The sequence below is a fragment of the Novosphingobium sp. 9U genome (assembly GCF_902506425.1).
GTDB lineage: Bacteria > Pseudomonadota > Alphaproteobacteria > Sphingomonadales > Sphingomonadaceae > Novosphingobium.
Genome location: NZ_LR732469.1, coordinates 130169 through 146930, shown reverse-complemented (window position 1 = coordinate 146930; position 16762 = coordinate 130169). Strand labels below are relative to the sequence as shown.

Sequence of the window (16762 nt, the reverse complement as noted above, 5' to 3'; positions counted from 1 at the left end):
ATGCCGGTCGCCCACATCAGCTGGGCGATCGCCGACAACGCGGACCGGCCCGCATGCGACGCGTTCTTCCAGGACGTGTTCGGCGCGCGTGCGGTCTACGAAATGCTGGAGACTGCCGAAACGGCCGGCATGGGGCTCGACCGCGAGGAGAGCCTGATGATGGTGGGCGACACCATGATCATCCCCATCGCGCCGGCGGGTGAGGGCGTGAAGCCGTCCTCGCCGCTGGGCAACATGCTACGCCGCTCCGCGCATCCGATGCGCTGGATCGGCGTGGCGCTGAAGGTTGCGAGCTTGCCCGAAGCGGATGCGCGGCTGCGCGCCGCCGGGTTCGATTTGCACTACGATCCGGGCATGGAGAACCACTACTGCCTGATCGCGCGCCACCAAGCGCTCGGCATGCGGATCGAGGTATTAGCGCAGGAGCTGCCCAACGATCCGCGGCGTGATCCGGTGTGGCGGGCTGATCCGTCGGACAATCCGCTGGGGATCGAAGGGCTGCAGGCGATCGGCGTGTCGGTGCCGACGCTGGAAGAGGCGAGGGTGCTCTTCGGCGAGCGGCTGGGCTGGCCGGAGATCGGCAGCCGAACGCTGGCAGAGGGCGAGTGCGCGGCGTTCGACATGGGCGACACCGTGCTCGAGGCGCTGGTCGGGGCAGAGGGCTCGGCCGTCGCCGCGCATGCGCGTGATATCAAGGGCATCTACCACTTGGTGTTCAAGGTGCGCGATGCGGCTTGTGCGGCGGATGCGCTGCGGGCGAGCGGGCTGGAACTGATCGGCGATGTCGCGAGCCGCTTCGCCATCGTGCCCGAGCAGGCGCATGGCCGGCTGATCTGGCTGACCGAGGTCACTTCGGAATGGTACCCGCCCGTGGGTTCACGCATGCACGAGTTCGCGCCCGCCGGGTGACGTGTCCTCCCCGGCACGGGGAGGACAACCTCGATCCTACTTCGCCTCGTTCACCAGCTGCAGCGCCTCGGCGTTGGTCCAGATCTTGCCGCCCGAAAAGCGCCAGACTTCCAAACCTTGCGAGTTGTAGAGGATCGTCGTCGGCAGCGTCTGCACGCCGTACTTGGCACCAAGGTCTCCCTTGGGATCGATCCAGCCTTCGAGATTGTCGCCGCCGCGCTCCTTGACGAAGGCGGCGACTTTCTCCGTGCCGCTCATGTCCTGCGACACGGTGACGACGCGCAGCTTGCCTTCCTTGATGTCGACCAGGCGATCCAGCGTCGGCAGCTCGACCACGCAAGGCGCGCACCAGGTGGCCCAGAGGTTCACCAGCGTCGGTTGACCCCGCAGCGAGGAGAGCGCGAGCGTCTTGCCGCTCGCATCCTTCAGCGTCAGGTCGGGCATCGCCTCTCCCTTGTGCGAGCGGTCGAGCACGCCGGACAGCTTTTCGCTCTTAGGCAGCTCGGAAGGGCTCTGGTCCGGTTGCACCGGCTCGGGGCTTTGCTTATCGCACCCCGCGACCAGCAGAGCACAACTTAAGGCGACGAGCTTGAACGAGCGGGACAGCAGCAAGGGCACAAGCTCCGAAACAGCTTCTGGAGGAAACCAGATGTGGGGCGGGCGCTTCGCGGAAGGGCCCTCGGCGATCATGCGCGAGATAAATGCCTCGATCCCCTTCGACAAGGCATTGTGGCGCCAGGACATCCGCGCCAGCAAGGCGCACGTCGCGATGCTGGGCGTAATGCACATCGTCTCGGACGAGGACGCGGTAACCATCGAGCGCGGCCTGGATCAGGTCGCAGCCGAGTACGAAGCCAACGGCGTGCCCGAGGACTGGAGCCTCGAGGACATCCACATGACCACCGAGAGCCGCCTGGCCGAACTGATCGGTCCGGCGGCCGGTCGCCTCCACACTGCCCGCTCGCGCAACGACCAGGTCGCGACTGACTTCCGCCTCTGGGTGCGCGATGCGATGGACGAGGCGCAGTCCGGGCTCGAAGCGCTGCAACGCGCGCTGGTCACCCGGGCCGGCGAGCATGCGGACAGCATCATGCCCGGGTTCACCCACTTGCAGACCGCGCAGCCGGTGACGCTGGGCCACCATCTAATGGCCTACTACGAGATGATCGCCCGCGACCGCTCGCGGTTTGCCGATGCGAGGCTGCGGCTGAACAAGAGCCCGCTCGGCGCCGCGGCGCTGGCCGGTACCGGCTTTCCGATCGATCGCGAGATGACGGCGCAGGCGCTCGGCTTCGATGCGCCGACGGCCAACAGCCTCGATTCGGTATCCGACCGCGACTTTGCGCTCGATTACCTGATGGCCGCGAGCCAGTGCGCGCTGCACCTCTCACGCCTGGCCGAGGAGTTCATCATCTGGGCGAGCCAGCCGTTCGGCTTCGTCGCGCTGCCCGATTCGCTTTCGACCGGCAGCTCGATCATGCCGCAAAAGAAGAACCCGGACGCGGCCGAGTTGGTGCGCGGCCACTCGGGCCGGATCACCGGCTGCCTGGTCTCGCTGATGATGACCATGAAGGGTCTGCCGCTCGCCTATTCCAAGGACATGCAGGACGACAAGCCGCCGGTGTTCGAAGCGGCAAGCCTGCTGGCGCTATCGATCGCGGCGATGACCGGCATGGTCGCCGAGACGCGGTTCCGCACCGATCGCATGCGGGCCGCCGCCGAACTTGGCTTTGCCACTGCGACTGACCTGGCCGACTGGCTGGTGCGTCAGGCAGACATTCCGTTCCGCGAGGCGCACCACATCACCGGCGCGGCGGTGAAGCTGGCCGAGCAGCGCGGCGTCGCTCTCGACCAGTTGCCGCTGGAGGACCTGAAAGCCATCGACAGCCGCATCGACGAACGCGTATTCTCCGCGCTGTCGGTCGAGGCTTCGGTCGCCGCGCGCAAGTCGCATGGCGGCACCGCTCCGGACGAAGTGAGGAAGCGGGTGGCCGAGGCGCGTCTTGCGCTGGGGCTCGAGTGAAAGTGAGAGCACCGATGCGCCGTATCGTGATCGCCTGTGGGCTCCTCGCCGCCCTAGCCGCCTGTGGCTCGCGCAAGGATCTGGCGGTCGAGGCCGGGCAGCAGCTGCCTCCCGCGCCCTATGGCCGTGCGGTGAAGCCAGTCCCGGGCGAACTGCTCGACACGCCGCCGCTGGCGATCCCCGAGCGCAGCGTGGAGCTGCGCACCCGCTCGGAGAAACGCGAGGACGATCCGTTCGACCTCCCCCCACCCGAAGACAAGTAAGACCCATGGACCATTTCGAACTCAGCCACGGCGAACTCCACGCCGAGCAAGTGCCGCTGGCCGCAATCGCGGCATCTGTCGGGACTCCCGTATACGTCTACTCGCGCGCCACGCTGACGCGGCATGCCCGCGTGTTCCGCGAGGCGCTGAGCGCCTCGCCGCGGGTGCACCTGGCCTTCGCCGTCAAGTCGAACCCCAACCTTGCCGTGCTCAAGCTGCTCGCGAGCGAGGGCTACGGCGCCGACGTCGTTTCGGCCGGCGAGATGCACCGCGCGCTGGCAGCCGGCATGCCCGCCGGCGACATCGTCTTCTCGGGCGTCGGCAAGACCAAGGCGGAGATGGCCGAGGCGCTAGAAGCCGGGCTCGGCCAGTTCAATCTTGAGAGCGAGGAAGAGGGCATCGAACTCGCCGCCCTGGCCGCCGAGCGCGGGCAGGTGGCCGTTGCCACGCTGCGGGTGAACCCCGATGTCGATGCCAAGACCCATGCCAAGATCTCCACCGGCAAGTCTGAGAACAAGTTCGGCGTGCCCTATGATCGCGCGGCCGAAATCTATGCGCGCCTGGCGCCGCTGCCAGGCCTGACGATGCGGGGGCTGGCAGTGCACATCGGCAGCCAGATCACCGATCTCGAACCCTCGCGCATCGCCTTCGTCAAGATGGGCGAACTGATGCGCGAACTGCGCGAGCAGGGGCTGAGCGTGACCCACATGGACCTGGGGGGCGGCCTCGGCGTACCATACCGAGTGGGCGAGACTTTGCCGGGCCCGGCCGAGTACGGTGCCATGGTTGCCGAGGTCACGCGCGGTTGGGACGCGACGATCATGTTCGAGCCCGGGCGGGTGATCACCGGCAACGGCGGCGTGCTCGTCACCGAGGTCATCCGGGTCAAGCCGGGCGCGGTGAACCCGTTCGTCGTCGTCGACGCCGCGATGAACGACCTCGTGCGCCCGGCGATGTACGATGCCTGGCACGATTTCGCCGCGGTCGCGCCCACGGGCGAGCGCATGACCGCCAACATCGTTGGCCCGATCTGCGAAAGCTCCGACACCTTCGCCATGGCTCGCGAGATCGATATGGTCGGGGCCGGTGACCTCGGCGTATTCCGCACCGCCGGTGCTTACGGGGCGACGATGGCGAACACCTACAACAGTCGCGCGCTGGTGCCCGAAGTCATGGTCGATGGCGACAAGTGGGCCGTCGTCGCCGAGCGGATCGAGCCGGCGACGATCCTGGCGGCGGAGCGCGTGCCGGAGTGGCTGTGATCGCATGATCGCCTCCCTGCCCCTCTTCCATCGCGTCGCAAATCAACCGGTGATCGTGCTGGGGGCAGGCGATGCCGCCGAGGCCAAGCGGCGCTTGGTCGAGCGTGCCGGTGGGCTGGTGATGGACGACTTGCAGGAGGGCATCGACAAGGGCGCGCGCCTCGCTTTCATCGCACACGACGACGAAGCCAGCATGCAAGCCGATGCGATCCGCGCGCGTTGTGCAGGGCTGCTGGTGAACGTCACAGACAAGCCGGAACTGTGCGACTTCACGGTTCCGTCAGTGCTGGACCGCTCTCCGGTGCTGATAGCTATCGGCACGGGAGGCGCTTCGGCCGGGTTGGCCAAGCAGCTGCGGTTGCGGCTGGAGGCGCTGCTGCCGCGATCCTTGGGAGCTTTGGCGGAAGCGCTGTTTGCCGGCCGGTCGGCGCTGCGCAAGCAATGGCCGGATGCCGGCGATCGCCGGCGCGCGCTGGACTCGGCGTTGGGGCAGGGTGGGCCACTCGATCCTTTGGACGAGCGCAGCGCCGGGCGTGTCGGTGACTGGCTTGCGGCAGCAGATGTTGCGCTCGACTCGCAAGCAGTCGAGATCATGCTGCGGAGCGCAGATCCCGACGATCTCACCTTGCGCGAGATGCGCTGGCTGGGCGCGGCGGACGTGATCGCGTTCGAGCCGGACGTCGCGACCGCGGTGCTGGACCGCGCGAGGGCCGATGCGGTGCGGCTGCCGCTCATGCGGGGTGCCCAGCCCGAGGTTCAACGCGGCCTCGTAGTCACGTTGAGAAACTAGGCGACCCTCGCTACAGCGCGGCGTTGTTGTAGCAATGCCAGGTGAAGATCGCGGCCGCCCCGCGGTGTGGCCGCCATCCTTCCGCCAGCACTCGAGCTTCCTTCTCGGTCGGCCGCGCTTCGAGCCCGAGAATCTTGTGCAAGCCGGCTTGCACGGCAAGATCGCCGGCCGGCCAGATGTCCGGCCGTCCTTCCGCGAACAGCAAGTAGATCTCCGCCGACCACCGCCCGATGCCCTTGATCTGCACCAGCTGCGCGATCGCCTCCTCGTCGTCGGCTGGTAGGTTGGCGAGATCGAGCGTGCCCGCGACCACCAGCTCGCACAGCGAGCGCGCATAGCCCTGTTTCTGGCGGGAGAGGCCACAGCCGCGCAGCGCATCGAACTCGGCGGCGAGCAGCACTTCGGGTGCCATGGTCTCACCCAGCAGTGCCTCCAGCTTGTTCCAGACTGAGGCCGCCGCAGCGACGCTCACCTGCTGGCCGACGATGGTGCGCAGCAGCGTGGCGTAACCCGTGGCCCGAATGCGCGGTTCGGGGTAGCCGGCGATTTCCAGAGCGCGCGCCATGCCTGGCTCCTGCGCGGCGATCACATCGAGTCCCTCGCGCAACGCCTGTGCGTTTAGTCCCATCTAATTCGGCTACCTTGTCAAAGCGGGAGGCACCCACTAGCAGCCTGAAGCCAAGGCTTGTATAGGCCGGCGTTGTGATACATGGCGTATCATATTATTTTTCCGATAGGGACGGAACACACCACCATGCCGCAGATCATCGTCGTCAATCAGTCTGGTGAAGAATCGAACGTCGAAGCGAGCGAAGGCCGCACGCTGATGGAAGTGATCCGCGACAACGGCTTTGACGAGCTGCTGGCGCTGTGTGGCGGTTGCTGCTCGTGCGCGACCTGTCACGTCCACATCGATCCCGAGACTTTCGGCAAGCTGTCGCCGATGAGCGAGGACGAGAACGACCTTCTCGACAGCTCCGAGCACCGCAACGAATACTCGCGCCTGTCGTGCCAGGTGCCGATCACCGGCGATCTCGAAGGCGCCAAGGTCACGATCGCGCAGGAAGACTGATTTTCTGAGTTCCCCCTTCTCTGACGAGGAGGGGGACAGATGCGGATTGCGCCTGGGGCTTCTTGTACCTACTTCCGCCTCCATGACTGCGCCCGCTGGCACCGCCCCCCAAGCCCGTCCGTCCACTCTCGATCTCATCGGCAACACGCCGCTTGTCCTGTTGCAGGGGCCAAGCGAAGCAGCCGGCTGCGAGATCTGGGGTAAGTGCGAGTTCGCCAACCCCGGCGCCTCGGTGAAAGACCGGGCCGCGTTGTGGATTGTTCGCGATGCAGAGGAGAAGGGGCTGCTGAAGCCCGGCGGCACCATTGTCGAGGGCACGGCCGGTAACACGGGTATCGGTGCGGCGCTGGTCGCCAACGCGCTCGGCTACAAGACGGTCATCGTCATGCCCGAAACCCAGTCGCGCGAGAAGATGGACACACTGCGCGCGCTCGGCGCCGAGCTGGTGCTGGTGCCCGCCGCGCCGTTCAGCAATCCGGGCCACTTCGTCCACACCTCGCGCCGCCTGGCCGAGGAGACGGAGGGCGCGGTCTGGGCCAACCAGTTCGACAACATCGCCAATCGCAAGGCGCACATCGAGAGCACCGCGCCCGAGATCTGGGAGCAGATGGACGGCCGCATCAGCGGCTTCACCTGCGCCGCGGGCACCGGCGGCACCATCGCGGGCGTTGGAATGGGCCTCAAGGCCTTCGATGAATCGATCACCATTGCGTTGACCGATCCGCACGGCGCCGCGCTCTACAACTACTATGCCTGCGGTGAGCTGAAGGCGGAGGGCTCGTCCGTCGCCGAGGGCATCGGGCAGGGACGCATCACCGCGAACCTCGAAGGCGCACCGATCGACACGCAGTTTCGCGTGTCCGACGAGGAGGGCCTTCTGTGGGTCGGACGGCTGCTGCAGGAGGAGGGGCTGTGCCTCGGGCTGTCCTCCGGCATCAACGTCGCCGGCGCCGTGGCGCTCGGTCGCCAGCTCGGTCCTGACGCGCGTGTCGCGACGATCCTGTGCGACACCGGCTTCCGCTACTTGTCCTCGCTCTACAATCGCGAGTGGCTGACGGCGAAGGGGCTGCCGGTCTTCCCATGGCTGGCGCAATAAGCTATCGTCTCGTCGATGGCAGGTAACGCTCCGCCTCGCATAGTCGAGCCGATCACCAAGCCGCAGCACTTCTCGCCTCCCGGCGCGCGTGAGCTGCGCGCACAGGCCATGCATCGCCTGCAGGTCGGACTGTTCGGGTTGTGCGCGATGCTGCTGATCGTCGGTCTTGCCAACATCATCATGGACCGTGCCCGCCTGACCGATACGCGCGAGCCTGTCGAGGAGGTCGTCGCGGTCGATGGGGAGCCCAAGAAGCCGGCGAGCGAGCCCTTGGCCGACATCGGGGTCGTCCCGGCTGCCGATCCGACTCCTGGAGCGGTGGCGTCTTCTGCGCAGGCGACCGGAGCCGCGGCGCAATAAGGCCGGCCTGGCAGCGCTCGCACTTGGCCTGCTCCTGAGTGCCTGTGGATCGCAGACCCATCCCGTTCCTCAACGCACTATCGGACTGTCGAGCAGCCTGCCGTTAATCTGGGGCGAAGCCGGGGATTTGCGGGGACAGCTTGCCGACGTCGGCCCGCAACACTGGGCCGCGCGCACGCTGGCAGAGCAGGGCAAGGTCGTGCCGGTCGACACTCTTGCCGGCGAGCAGGGCCTCCCGTTGCCTTCCAGCGCTCTACTGGTGCTTGTCCAGCCGCGACCACTGACGCCGGATGAGAATTTCGCACTCGATACGTGGGTGAGGGGTGGCGGGCACGTCCTGCTGTTTGCCGATCCCATGCTGACCGCGGCTTCGGACTATCCACTTGGCGACCCGCGTCGGCCGCAGGACATCGCCATGCTCTCGCCGATCCTGAGCCACTGGGGATTGGCGCTCGCCTTCGACGAAGCGCAACCGCGCGGTGAGCAGTCCGTTGAGGCGCGAGGCATTCGCCTGCCGGTGAACTTGCGCGGGCAGCTCGGCGTTTCAGCAGGTGCGCATTGTCGTGTCGGGAAGGAGCAGCTGCTGGCCGACTGCCGCATCGGCAAGGGCCGCGCCATCGTGGTCGGGGACGCAGCGCTGTTCGATGGGGAAGATGCGGGACGCATCACGGCTCTTGAGGCACTCATCGCCCTCGCCATTAGCCGATAAGCTGAAGAAGCTGCCGCGGCGCTTGCGGGTTGGCGAGCTAGGCTCCTCCCTTGAGATGATCGGGTGCGCCGCGTCTGGGGATTGAGCGGGACGGCCGCCTTCTCGGCGAGCTAGCGGTGAAGCGCTGGTAAACCATGGATTTCTAGAGGATAGCATCATCCCGCACGCCGCAGGGCTGCCCGTCGTGAGCCGAGCTGACTCACAATCAACAAGTTTGGCACCGATCGTCCCCACTTTTCCCTTTTCGGCCCCGAACGGGTGCGATAGAAGAATCATCAATCGGAAAGCCCGAACTCTTCCGTGACTCGCGAAGTCCCGGAACGTCCGCTTGCGCACTTGCGCGGGTGAGGCGGAGCGCGGCTGTTTTTCGGGACGGGGCACTTTCGGGGAATTTGGTCGAAACTGATGGCGGGGCAGCCGTTGATCTACAGGGGGCAGGGCTTCTCGCTTCGACGCGACAAGAACCGCTTCGTGCTGCCCAACCTGTTCCGTGGCACCGTCAAGGCGTCGAGCGGCGACAAGCCGATCCTTTGCCTCGCCCGGCATGAAAGCTGGAACTGCCTGGTCGGCTACGGCCTGTCGCGCACCCACGAGTTCGAGGACATCATCGAGCAGGAGCGCCAGTTCGCCATGCAGGCGGGCCTCCCCTTCGATCGCGACATGAAGGCGATGACCCTCTACAACTACCACGAGATCCCGTTCGACGGCTCGGGCCGCTTCGTCCTGCCCGAAGATCTCGCGATCCTGGCCGAAGTGGAAGACCAGCTCTACTTTCAGGGCGCGGGCCAGTACTTCTTCGTCTTTGCCCCCGAAGCCCTGGCCGCCATGACCGAGCCGCAGTTCAAGGGCGCGCAAGTCTCCTGCGCCAGCCTTGCCAAGGCCGAGTTGAAGAAGGCGGCCGGCAAGTGAGCGCCTCCGCTGCCCCCCACATCCCCGTCCTCCTCGAAGAGGTCGTCCACGCACTGCGCCCCGCCCCGGGCGCGGTGATCGTCGATGCCACTTTCGGCGCGGGCGGCTATACCCGGCGTCTCCTCGACGCCGGCGCCACCGTGCACGCCTTCGATCGCGACCCCGATGCGATCGCGGCGGCACGCGGCAACCCGGCAGGCTGGCCCGAGCTGCACCAGGAGGCGCCCCGCCTCGTGCTGCACCCGCGCCGCTTTTCCGAAATGGTGGAAAGCTTGGCTGAGCTGGGGATAGCGCGGGTCGACGGCATTGCGATGGATATCGGTGTGTCCTCAATGCAGCTGGATCAGCCCGAGCGGGGCTTTGCCTTCTCCACCAACGGCCCGCTCGACATGCGCATGAGCCAGGAGGGCGAATCCGCGTCCGATTTCCTAAACTCCGCCGAAGAGAGCCGCATCGCCGATGTGCTCTATACCTATGGCGAGGAGCGCCAATCGCGTCGCGTGGCGCGCGCGATCGTCGCCGCGCGTCCGCTGGAGACGACCGAGGACTTTGCGCGGGTGGTGCGCAAGGCGCTCGGCTATCGTGTCGGCGCGCCCAAGGACCCGGCGACGCGCAGCTTCCAGGCGATCCGCATCCACGTGAACGGCGAACTGGACGAGCTCGATGCCGGTCTGGTCGCGGCCGAGGCGCTGCTGCGCGCCGAGGGGCGCTTGGCGGTGGTGTCGTTCCACTCGCTCGAGGACCGGGTCGTGAAGCAGTTCCTGCGCGAAGCCAGCGGCGCCAGCGCCTCGACCTCGCGCCACCTGCCGATGAGCGCGCCCGCCGATGCGCCGACGTTCGCCGACGTGTCAAAGGCGATCCGGCCCAGCGAAGCCGAGGTCGCCGGAAATCCCCGTTCCCGTTCCGCCACCCTGCGCAGCGCGTCACGTACCCCTGCTCCTGCACGCTCTAGGAAATCCGCATGAACCTCACTCGCGATCGCGTTCATTCGATCGGCTGGATGACCGTGCTGCTGATCTGCGGTGCGCTCAGCCTGGCGTTGATGCTGCGGGTCAACGCAGTAAGGAGCCAGGTGGCCGGTTCGGAGAAGCGGATCGCGTACCTACAGCGCGACATCGATTTCCTGCAGACCGAATTCCAGACCCGCTCCAACCAGCAGCAGTTGAAGACGCTGAACGACGTCGAGTTCGGCTACGAGGCGCCGCGGGCCGAGCAGTACATCGAGGGCGAGCGCCAGCTGGCCGCGCTGGGCAAGGCGCCGGCGCCGGGCGCGCCGCAGCCGATCCGCTACGCCAGCGCCAAAACGGTGAACGAGAGCGACGGCGCTCCCGCCGGCGGCCTGCTGGCGATGGTCTCTCCAGTGACGGGAGTCGCCCCGGCCCAGGCGAAGACGCCCGCGCACAAGCCCGCGGCTGACGCCAAGGAGAAGGACGAAGCGGTGGCGCTCGCCCGCGATGCCCGCAGCTTGCGCAAGCGGCTCGCGCGCATCGAACTCGCCAGCGACGTCCAGTAAATGGCAACCCGCGCGATCTCGCCCGAGGGGTTGGCTCCCGTCAGCCCCGGTGTGGTGCGGCCTCATACCGCGCCGCGCCTGGCATTCGTCAATCCCGACCCGATCCGTCCGGCCGTCCCGCTCTCCACGGGGCGGCATCGCCTTGCCAATGTGCGCCAGAAGGCGTTGGTCGTCGCGAAGTGGCGGGCGCTGTGGGTGCTGGTCGGCTTCGCGCTGCTGGCGACTTGCGCGCTTATTCGGCTGACGTACCTGGGCGTGACCGGCGGCACCGGCCAGCGATTCGATGCGGCGAGCCTGCTGATCCCCAGCCGCGGCATCATCGTCGACCGCAACGGCGCGCCGTTGGCTCGCGACTTCCATGTCTACTCGCTGTGGTTCAACCCCAAGGCGATGACCGAGGGGTCGCCGCTGATCGGCAAGCCAGCGGACGTGGCCGCGCGGCTGCAGGCAATCTTCCCCGACCTCGACGTGCGCAAGGTACGCCGCATGCTGGAGACCGGCACGCCCGGCTACTTGCGCAAGTCGATCCTGCCCGAGGAAGCCAACCGCGTGCACGCGCTGGGTGAGCCGGCCTTGGAGTTCCCGCAGGAAACCACCCGTTTCTATCCGCAGGGCTCCACCGCGGCGCACGTGCTCGGCTTCGTCGACAGCTACGGCAACGGCAAGGTCGGCATGGAGGAATTCTTCGACAAGCGCCTCAAGTCCGACGAGGGCCGTAGCGCACCGATGTCGCTTTCGATCGACGTGCGTGTGCAGGGCGCTCTCGAGGACGAGCTGGGCCGCGGCATGGCGCTTTCGGCCGCCAAGGGCGCCGCGGGCGTGGTTTTGGATGTCGATACGGGCGAAGTGCTGGCGCTGGCCTCGCTGCCGTCGTTCGACCCCAACAAGATCGACCGCGCGTCGACGCCGAACATCTTCAACCGCGTGACCAACCAGGTCTACGAGCTGGGCTCCACCTTCAAGCCGATCACGGTCGCCTCGGCGCTCGATGCCGGCACGATCACCAACCTGGGGCGGCGCTGGCCCGCAGCGCCGCTGCATGTCGCGGGCTTCACCATTCACGACAGCCACAACTTCGGCGGCTCGCTCAATGTACCCGAGACGCTGATCCACTCGTCGAACGTGGTGACCGCGCAGATCGCCGACGAACTCGGCGGCGTGCGGCTGAAGAAGACCATGGAAGCGCTGCACATGAACGCGCGCCCGACGATCGAGCTGCCCGCGCGCGGCTTTCCGATCTGGCCTTCGGGCGTGTGGCCGCGCCTGCGCACGATGACGGTGTCCTATGGTCACGGCATTGCGGTGACGCCGCTGCACCTCGCCTCGGCCTATGCGGCGCTGGTGAACGGTGGCATCTACCGTCCGGCGACGCTCACCAAGCTGCAGCCCGGCCAGGTTCCCCAAGGCGAGCGGGTGTTCACCGCCGCGACCAGCGCGCGCATCCGCCAGCTGCTGCGCATGATCGTCGCCTTCGGCACCGGTCGCAAGGCCGACGCGCCGGGCTTTCGAGTCGGCGGCAAGACCGGTTCGGCCGAGAAGCCCGGCGCGGGCGGCTATCAGCGGCACTCGTTGATCGCGACGTTCGCTTCGGCCTTCCCGATGGATCACCCGCGCTATGTCGTGATCGCCATGATCGACGAGCCGCAGGGCACCGCCGCCACCTCGTTCCAGCGCACCGCCGCCTGGAACGCGGCGCCGGTGATCAGCCGCGTCGTTCCGCGCATTGGCCCCTTGCTCGGCATCATGCCCGACGAGACGCGCGATGTGGATATCTCGGACATCCGTTCGCTGGTGCCGGCCGGGGCGGACAAGGAATGAAGCTTTCTGCCCTCGCCGAGGCAGCCGGGCTGACGCTCTCCCATGGGGGAGAGGCGAACGTCACCGGTTTTGCGATCGACCACCGCAAGGTGGCGCCGGGCACCGTGTTCGGTGCGTTCCCCGGTGCGCGCGTGAATGGCGAGGACTTCATCCTGGCCGCGATCGAGGCCGGCGCCGTCGCCATCGTCGCGCGGCCGGAAGCCAAGGTCGAGGGCGTAGCCCACTTCGCAGACCCCGAGCCGCGCCGCGCGTTCGCCAAGCTGGCGCAGGGCTTCTTCGTTCCCGTGCCCGAGACGCTGGTCGCGGTGACCGGCACCAACGGCAAGACCTCCACGGTCGAACTCACGCGGCAGCTGTGGCGCATGGCGGGCTTGCGCGCCGCCTCCATAGGCACGCTGGGCGTCACCACCAGCGATGAGAGCGTGTCCACCGGGCTTACCAGCCCCGACATCGTCACGTTCCTGGCGAACATGACCGGCCTCGCGCGCGAGGGCGTGACCCACGTCGCGTTCGAGGCGTCCAGCCACGGCCTGTCGCAATTTCGCAGCGAAGGACCGCGGGTTGCTGCCGCCGCCTTTACCAACCTCAGCCGCGACCATCTCGATTACCACGCGACGATGGATGACTACTTCGCAGCCAAGATGAGGTTGTTCGACGAAGTGGTTGCGAACGATGGAACCGCGGTCGTGTGGGCCGACGATGCCTGGTCCGCCAAGGCGATCGCCCATGCCGAGCAGCGTGGATTGAAGCTGTTCACCGTCGGTGAGCAGGGCACAGACGTTCGCTTGCGCACGCGCACGCCGACCGCGCTCGGCCAGACGCTGCAGGTCGAGTACCTGGGCATGACCGTCAAGATCGAGCTGCCGCTGATCGGCGCCTACCAGGCTGCCAACGCTCTGGTCGCTGCCGGGCTGGTGCTGGCGACGGGTGGCGCTCCGGCACAGACGTTCGATGCCATGAAGCGGCTGCAGACGGTACGCGGTCGGCTTGAGCGGGCGGCGGTCTCGGCCAAGGGCGCGCCGATCTACGTCGACTATGCGCACACGCCCGACGCCCTCGAGGCGGCGATCGCCGCGCTGCGTCCGCATGTAACGGGGCGGCTGATCTGCGTGTTCGGCGCTGGCGGCGATCGCGACCAGGGCAAGCGGCCGCAGATGGGCCGGGTGGCCTGTCGCAATGCAGACTCAGTGATCGTCACCGACGACAACCCGCGCGGCGAGGATCCCGCCGCGATCCGGGCCATGGTGCTCGCCGGGTGTGTCGAAGGGGCAATGGAAATCGGAGATCGTCGCGATGCCATCGGCGCGGCGATCGCCGAGGCCGGCGGCGGGGACGTGGTCCTCGTCGCCGGCAAGGGGCATGAACAGGGGCAGGTGGTTGGCAGCGGCGCGCATGCGCGGGTGCTGCCGTTCGACGACGTAACGGTCGCCAGGGAAATGTCTGGCGCGACCTCTATCCCCTTGGGAGAGCATTGAAATGACTGCCATCGCCCGCATCCTCGACTGGCCCGTCGAAGCGACCGACGAGATCCCGCTGGCGCTGTGGGATGCCGAGAGCATCGCGCGTGCCGTGAAGGGCACCGCAAGTGCCGACTTCCTGGCATCCGGGGTCGAGATCGACAGCCGCGACGTTCAGCCTGGCGACCTGTTTTTCGCGCTCAAGGGCGAGACCATGGACGGCCACCGCTTCGTCGACATGGCGTTCGCCAAGGGTGCCGCTGCCGTGGTGGTCGACCGGTCGGTCGATGGCCAGCATATTCTGGTCAAAGACACCACCGAGGCGCTGGTGCGCCTGGGCGCGGCGGCCCGCGCGCGTGGCCGGGGCAAGATCATCGGCGTGACCGGCTCGGTCGGCAAGACCGGCGTCAAGGAGTCGATCTTTGCCGCGCTCGACCGCGCCTCGCATGGCGACGCCCATCGCTCGGTGAAGAGCTACAACAACCACGTCGGCGTACCGCTCAGCCTCGCGCGGATGCCCGCCCGCGCGCGCTTCGGCGTGTTCGAGATGGGCATGAACCACGCGGGTGAGATCGCGGCGCTGACCCGCCAGGTCCGCCCCGACGTCGCGGTGATCACCACGATCGCGCCCGCGCATATCGAGATGCTCGGCTCCGAAGAGGCAATCGCCGATGCCAAGGCCGAGATCTTCGAAGGCCTGGAGCCGGGCGGCATTGCGGTGATCCCGGCCGACAGCCCGCACTTCGAGCGCCTGAAGGCCGCAGCCGACGCATTGGGTGTTACCGTCGTTTCGTTCGGCAAGGCCGAGCACGCCAACGTGCGCTTGCTCGACGCCGTCTCCGCAATCGGCGGCGGCTCGCTGGTGACGGCGGACATTGGCGACCGCCGCGTGTGCTATACGGTGGCATCGCCGGGCGAGCACTGGGTGATCAACTCGCTTGCGGTCATGGCCGCGGTCCGTGCGGTGGGCGGGGACCTCGGTGCCGCGGGCGTCGCGCTGGCCGAGATGGAGGGTCTGGCCGGGCGCGGCGCTCGCCTGGAGATCGACATCGACGATGACGTGCCCCCCGGCCAGGCACTGCTGATCGACGAGAGCTACAACGCCAACCCGGCCTCGATGCGCGCCACGCTGGCGCAGCTTGGCCGCACCCCGGCACGCCGCCGCATCGCAGTACTCGGCGCGATGAAGGAGCTGGGCAGCCATGGCCCCGACTACCACGCCGCGCTCGCCGCTCCGTTGCGCGAGGCGGGTGTCGACTATGCCGTGCTGGTTGGCCCTGAGATGCAGCCGCTTGCGGACGAACTGGGGAAAGCCGTTCCCAACGCGCTTGGCAAAGCGGTGGCCTTCGCGCATGCCGGATCGGTGCAGGAAGCGGTGGACACCTTGCGCGCCTTCGGGCTCGAACGCGATGATGCGATCCTTGTGAAGGGATCGAACTCGGTCGGGCTGGCAGCGCTGGTGACCTCGCTCAGCAAACGCGAAGGCTGAGGCTAGCACCACCCCCAATGCTGTACATCATCGCAGACTGGTTTCACTTCGAAGGGGTCTCCAACCTCTTCCGCTACCAGACGTTCCGCTCCGGCGCCGCGCTGATGACGGCGCTGGTGATCGGCCTGATCATCGGTCCCAAGTTCATCAACATGCTACGCGTCCGGCAGGGCAAGGGTCAGCCGATCCGCGCCGACGGGCCGCAGACGCACCTCGCCAAGCGCGGGACGCCGACAATGGGTGGGCTGATGATCCTGATCTCGCTCGTGATCTCCATGCTGCTTTGGATGGACCTGACCAATCCGTTCGTCTGGGCCTGCCTGGCAGTGACGGTCGGCTTCGGCGTGATCGGCTTCCTCGACGACTACGACAAGGTAACCAAGCGCCACCATGCCGGTCTGTCGAGCAAGATCAGGCTGTTGCTGGAGTTCATCGTGGCCGGCATTGCGGCGTTCATCATCGTCAGCCAGCTGAACACCAACCTCTACGTGCCGTTCCTGAGTGGCCGGTACATCCCATTGGGTCCGTTCTACTACGTCTTCGCGGCGGTGGTGATCGTAGGCGCTGGCAACGCGGTGAACCTGACCGATGGGCTGGACGGCCTGGCGACGATGCCGGTCATCATCGCGGCGGGCACCTTCGCGATCATCGCCTACCTCGCTGGTCGCGTCGACTACGCGACCTACCTCGGCATCCCACACGTGCCGCGCGCTGGTGAACTGGCCATCCTATGCACCGCCATCATGGGGGCGGGGCTCGCCTTCCTGTGGTTCAACGCGCCTCCTGCCGCCGTGTTCATGGGGGACACCGGCAGCCTGGCGCTGGGCGGAGCGCTCGGCGCCATCGCCGTCGCCGCGCATCACGAGATCGTGCTCGGCGTTGTCGGCGGCCTGTTCGTCCTGGAGGCGCTGTCGGTCATCATCCAGGTGTTCTTCTTCAAGCGCACTGGCCGCCGCGTGTTCCGCATGGCGCCGATACACCACCACTTCGAGCAGCTCGGCTGGGCAGAGTCGACCGTTGTCATCCGCTTCTGGATCATATCGATCGTGCTTGCCTTGCTGGGTCTCTCGACGCTGAAACTGCGGTAACGGC

18 protein-coding genes are annotated in these 16762 nt (G+C 67.2%); 16 read left to right on the top strand and 2 right to left on the bottom strand.

The window, feature by feature from the left end; all coding sequences use genetic code 11:
* Positions 1 to 909 carry a glyoxalase gene (locus tag GV044_RS00675; protein ID WP_159864025.1) on the top strand — a complete coding sequence of 303 codons (909 nt, stop codon included), beginning with the start codon at positions 1 to 3 and terminating at the stop codon, positions 907 to 909.
* Positions 910 to 945: 36 nt separating this feature from the next.
* Here GV044_RS00675 and GV044_RS00670 read toward each other — a convergent pair whose 3' ends face one another.
* Positions 946 to 1437 carry a TlpA disulfide reductase family protein gene (locus tag GV044_RS00670; protein ID WP_236554571.1) on the bottom strand — a complete coding sequence of 164 codons (492 nt, stop codon included), beginning with the start codon at positions 1435 to 1437 and terminating at the stop codon, positions 946 to 948.
* A 121-nt stretch (positions 1438 to 1558) separates the two neighbouring features.
* Here GV044_RS00670 and argH point away from each other — a divergent pair, with 121 nt between their 5' ends.
* The 4 genes from argH to GV044_RS00650 are packed head-to-tail and all read left to right on the top strand — an operon-like array spanning position 1559 to position 5247.
* Positions 1559 to 2932 carry an argininosuccinate lyase gene (gene argH / locus GV044_RS00665; protein ID WP_159864019.1) on the top strand — a complete coding sequence of 458 codons (1374 nt, stop codon included), beginning with the start codon at positions 1559 to 1561 and terminating at the stop codon, positions 2930 to 2932.
* A gap of 14 nt (positions 2933 to 2946) precedes the next feature.
* Positions 2947 to 3195 (top strand): hypothetical protein, encoded by a 249-nt coding sequence (locus tag GV044_RS00660; RefSeq protein WP_159864016.1) that lies wholly within the window; start codon positions 2947 to 2949, stop codon positions 3193 to 3195.
* A gap of 5 nt (positions 3196 to 3200) precedes the next feature.
* On the top strand, positions 3201 to 4457 hold the full coding sequence (gene lysA / locus GV044_RS00655; RefSeq protein ID WP_159864013.1) for a diaminopimelate decarboxylase: 1257 nt from the start codon (positions 3201 to 3203) through the stop codon (positions 4455 to 4457).
* Positions 4458 to 4461: 4 nt separating this feature from the next.
* Complete coding sequence (locus GV044_RS00650; RefSeq protein WP_159864009.1) at positions 4462 to 5247, top strand: bifunctional precorrin-2 dehydrogenase/sirohydrochlorin ferrochelatase; 786 nt, start codon at positions 4462 to 4464, stop codon at positions 5245 to 5247.
* A gap of 10 nt (positions 5248 to 5257) precedes the next feature.
* On the opposite strand, the gene GV044_RS00645 is transcribed toward GV044_RS00650, so the two are convergent.
* Positions 5258 to 5875, bottom strand: a complete 618-nt coding sequence (locus GV044_RS00645; RefSeq protein WP_159864006.1) for a DNA-3-methyladenine glycosylase — start codon at positions 5873 to 5875, stop codon at positions 5258 to 5260.
* A 126-nt stretch (positions 5876 to 6001) separates the two neighbouring features.
* Here GV044_RS00645 and GV044_RS00640 point away from each other — a divergent pair, with 126 nt between their 5' ends.
* The 11 genes from GV044_RS00640 (at position 6002) to mraY (ending at position 16758) form a co-directional block, all read left to right on the top strand.
* Positions 6002 to 6319, top strand: coding sequence for a 2Fe-2S iron-sulfur cluster-binding protein (locus GV044_RS00640; RefSeq protein ID WP_159864003.1), 318 nt, complete (start codon positions 6002 to 6004; stop codon positions 6317 to 6319).
* A gap of 82 nt (positions 6320 to 6401) precedes the next feature.
* Complete coding sequence (locus GV044_RS00635) at positions 6402 to 7415, top strand: cysteine synthase A (protein WP_159864000.1); 1014 nt, start codon at positions 6402 to 6404, stop codon at positions 7413 to 7415.
* 15 nt (positions 7416 to 7430) lie between these two features.
* A complete protein-coding gene (locus GV044_RS00630; protein WP_236554569.1) occupies positions 7431 to 7775 on the top strand; it encodes a hypothetical protein in 345 nt (114 codons plus the stop codon).
* 127 nt (positions 7776 to 7902) lie between these two features.
* Positions 7903 to 8484, top strand: a complete 582-nt coding sequence (locus tag GV044_RS00625) for a GldG family protein (protein ID WP_236554567.1) — start codon at positions 7903 to 7905, stop codon at positions 8482 to 8484.
* A 405-nt stretch (positions 8485 to 8889) separates the two neighbouring features.
* Entirely contained in the window at positions 8890 to 9393 is a 504-nt protein-coding gene (locus GV044_RS00620; RefSeq protein ID WP_159863997.1) for a division/cell wall cluster transcriptional repressor MraZ, read from the top strand.
* A complete protein-coding gene (gene rsmH, locus GV044_RS00615; protein ID WP_159863994.1) occupies positions 9390 to 10358 on the top strand; it encodes a 16S rRNA (cytosine(1402)-N(4))-methyltransferase RsmH in 969 nt (322 codons plus the stop codon). The genes GV044_RS00620 and rsmH overlap by 4 nt, the downstream gene beginning before the upstream one ends.
* Entirely contained in the window at positions 10355 to 10906 is a 552-nt protein-coding gene (locus tag GV044_RS00610; protein WP_159863991.1) for a hypothetical protein, read from the top strand. The genes rsmH and GV044_RS00610 overlap by 4 nt, the downstream gene beginning before the upstream one ends.
* On the top strand, positions 10907 to 12724 hold the full coding sequence (locus GV044_RS00605) for a penicillin-binding protein 2 (RefSeq protein ID WP_159863988.1): 1818 nt from the start codon (positions 10907 to 10909) through the stop codon (positions 12722 to 12724).
* The gene (locus GV044_RS00600) at positions 12721 to 14199 is read left to right on the top strand and encodes a UDP-N-acetylmuramoyl-L-alanyl-D-glutamate--2,6-diaminopimelate ligase (protein WP_159863985.1); all 1479 of its coding nucleotides are present in this window, start codon (positions 12721 to 12723) and stop codon (positions 14197 to 14199) included. Before GV044_RS00605 ends, GV044_RS00600 begins: the two co-directional genes overlap by 4 nt.
* 1 nt (position 14200) lies before the next feature.
* Complete coding sequence (gene murF, locus GV044_RS00595) at positions 14201 to 15670, top strand: UDP-N-acetylmuramoyl-tripeptide--D-alanyl-D-alanine ligase (protein ID WP_159863980.1); 1470 nt, start codon at positions 14201 to 14203, stop codon at positions 15668 to 15670.
* A 17-nt stretch (positions 15671 to 15687) separates the two neighbouring features.
* Entirely contained in the window at positions 15688 to 16758 is a 1071-nt protein-coding gene (gene mraY / locus GV044_RS00590; RefSeq protein ID WP_159863977.1) for a phospho-N-acetylmuramoyl-pentapeptide-transferase, read from the top strand.
* Positions 16759 to 16762 lie beyond the last annotated feature (4 nt).

Bases quoted from the DNA above. Each gene is read 5' to 3' on its own strand.
- GV044_RS00675 (WP_159864025.1), top strand. From the start codon at position 1: ATGCCGGTCGCCCACATCAGCTGGGCGATCGCCGACAACGCGGACCGG.
- argH (WP_159864019.1), top strand. From the start codon at position 1,559: ATGTGGGGCGGGCGCTTCGCGGAAGGGCCCTCGGCGATCATGCGCGAG.
- GV044_RS00660 (WP_159864016.1), top strand. From the start codon at position 2,947: ATGCGCCGTATCGTGATCGCCTGTGGGCTCCTCGCCGCCCTAGCCGCC.
- lysA (WP_159864013.1), top strand. From the start codon at position 3,201: ATGGACCATTTCGAACTCAGCCACGGCGAACTCCACGCCGAGCAAGTG.
- GV044_RS00650 (WP_159864009.1), top strand. From the start codon at position 4,462: ATGATCGCCTCCCTGCCCCTCTTCCATCGCGTCGCAAATCAACCGGTG.
- GV044_RS00645 (WP_159864006.1), bottom strand. From the start codon at position 5,875: ATGGGACTAAACGCACAGGCGTTGCGCGAGGGACTCGATGTGATCGCC.
- GV044_RS00640 (WP_159864003.1), top strand. From the start codon at position 6,002: ATGCCGCAGATCATCGTCGTCAATCAGTCTGGTGAAGAATCGAACGTC.
- GV044_RS00635 (WP_159864000.1), top strand. From the start codon at position 6,402: ATGACTGCGCCCGCTGGCACCGCCCCCCAAGCCCGTCCGTCCACTCTC.
- GV044_RS00630 (WP_236554569.1), top strand. From the start codon at position 7,431: ATGGCAGGTAACGCTCCGCCTCGCATAGTCGAGCCGATCACCAAGCCG.
- GV044_RS00620 (WP_159863997.1), top strand. From the start codon at position 8,890: ATGGCGGGGCAGCCGTTGATCTACAGGGGGCAGGGCTTCTCGCTTCGA.
- GV044_RS00610 (WP_159863991.1), top strand. From the start codon at position 10,355: ATGAACCTCACTCGCGATCGCGTTCATTCGATCGGCTGGATGACCGTG.
- GV044_RS00605 (WP_159863988.1), top strand. From the start codon at position 10,907: ATGGCAACCCGCGCGATCTCGCCCGAGGGGTTGGCTCCCGTCAGCCCC.
- GV044_RS00600 (WP_159863985.1), top strand. From the start codon at position 12,721: ATGAAGCTTTCTGCCCTCGCCGAGGCAGCCGGGCTGACGCTCTCCCAT.
- murF (WP_159863980.1), top strand. From the start codon at position 14,201: ATGACTGCCATCGCCCGCATCCTCGACTGGCCCGTCGAAGCGACCGAC.
- mraY (WP_159863977.1), top strand. From the start codon at position 15,688: ATGCTGTACATCATCGCAGACTGGTTTCACTTCGAAGGGGTCTCCAAC.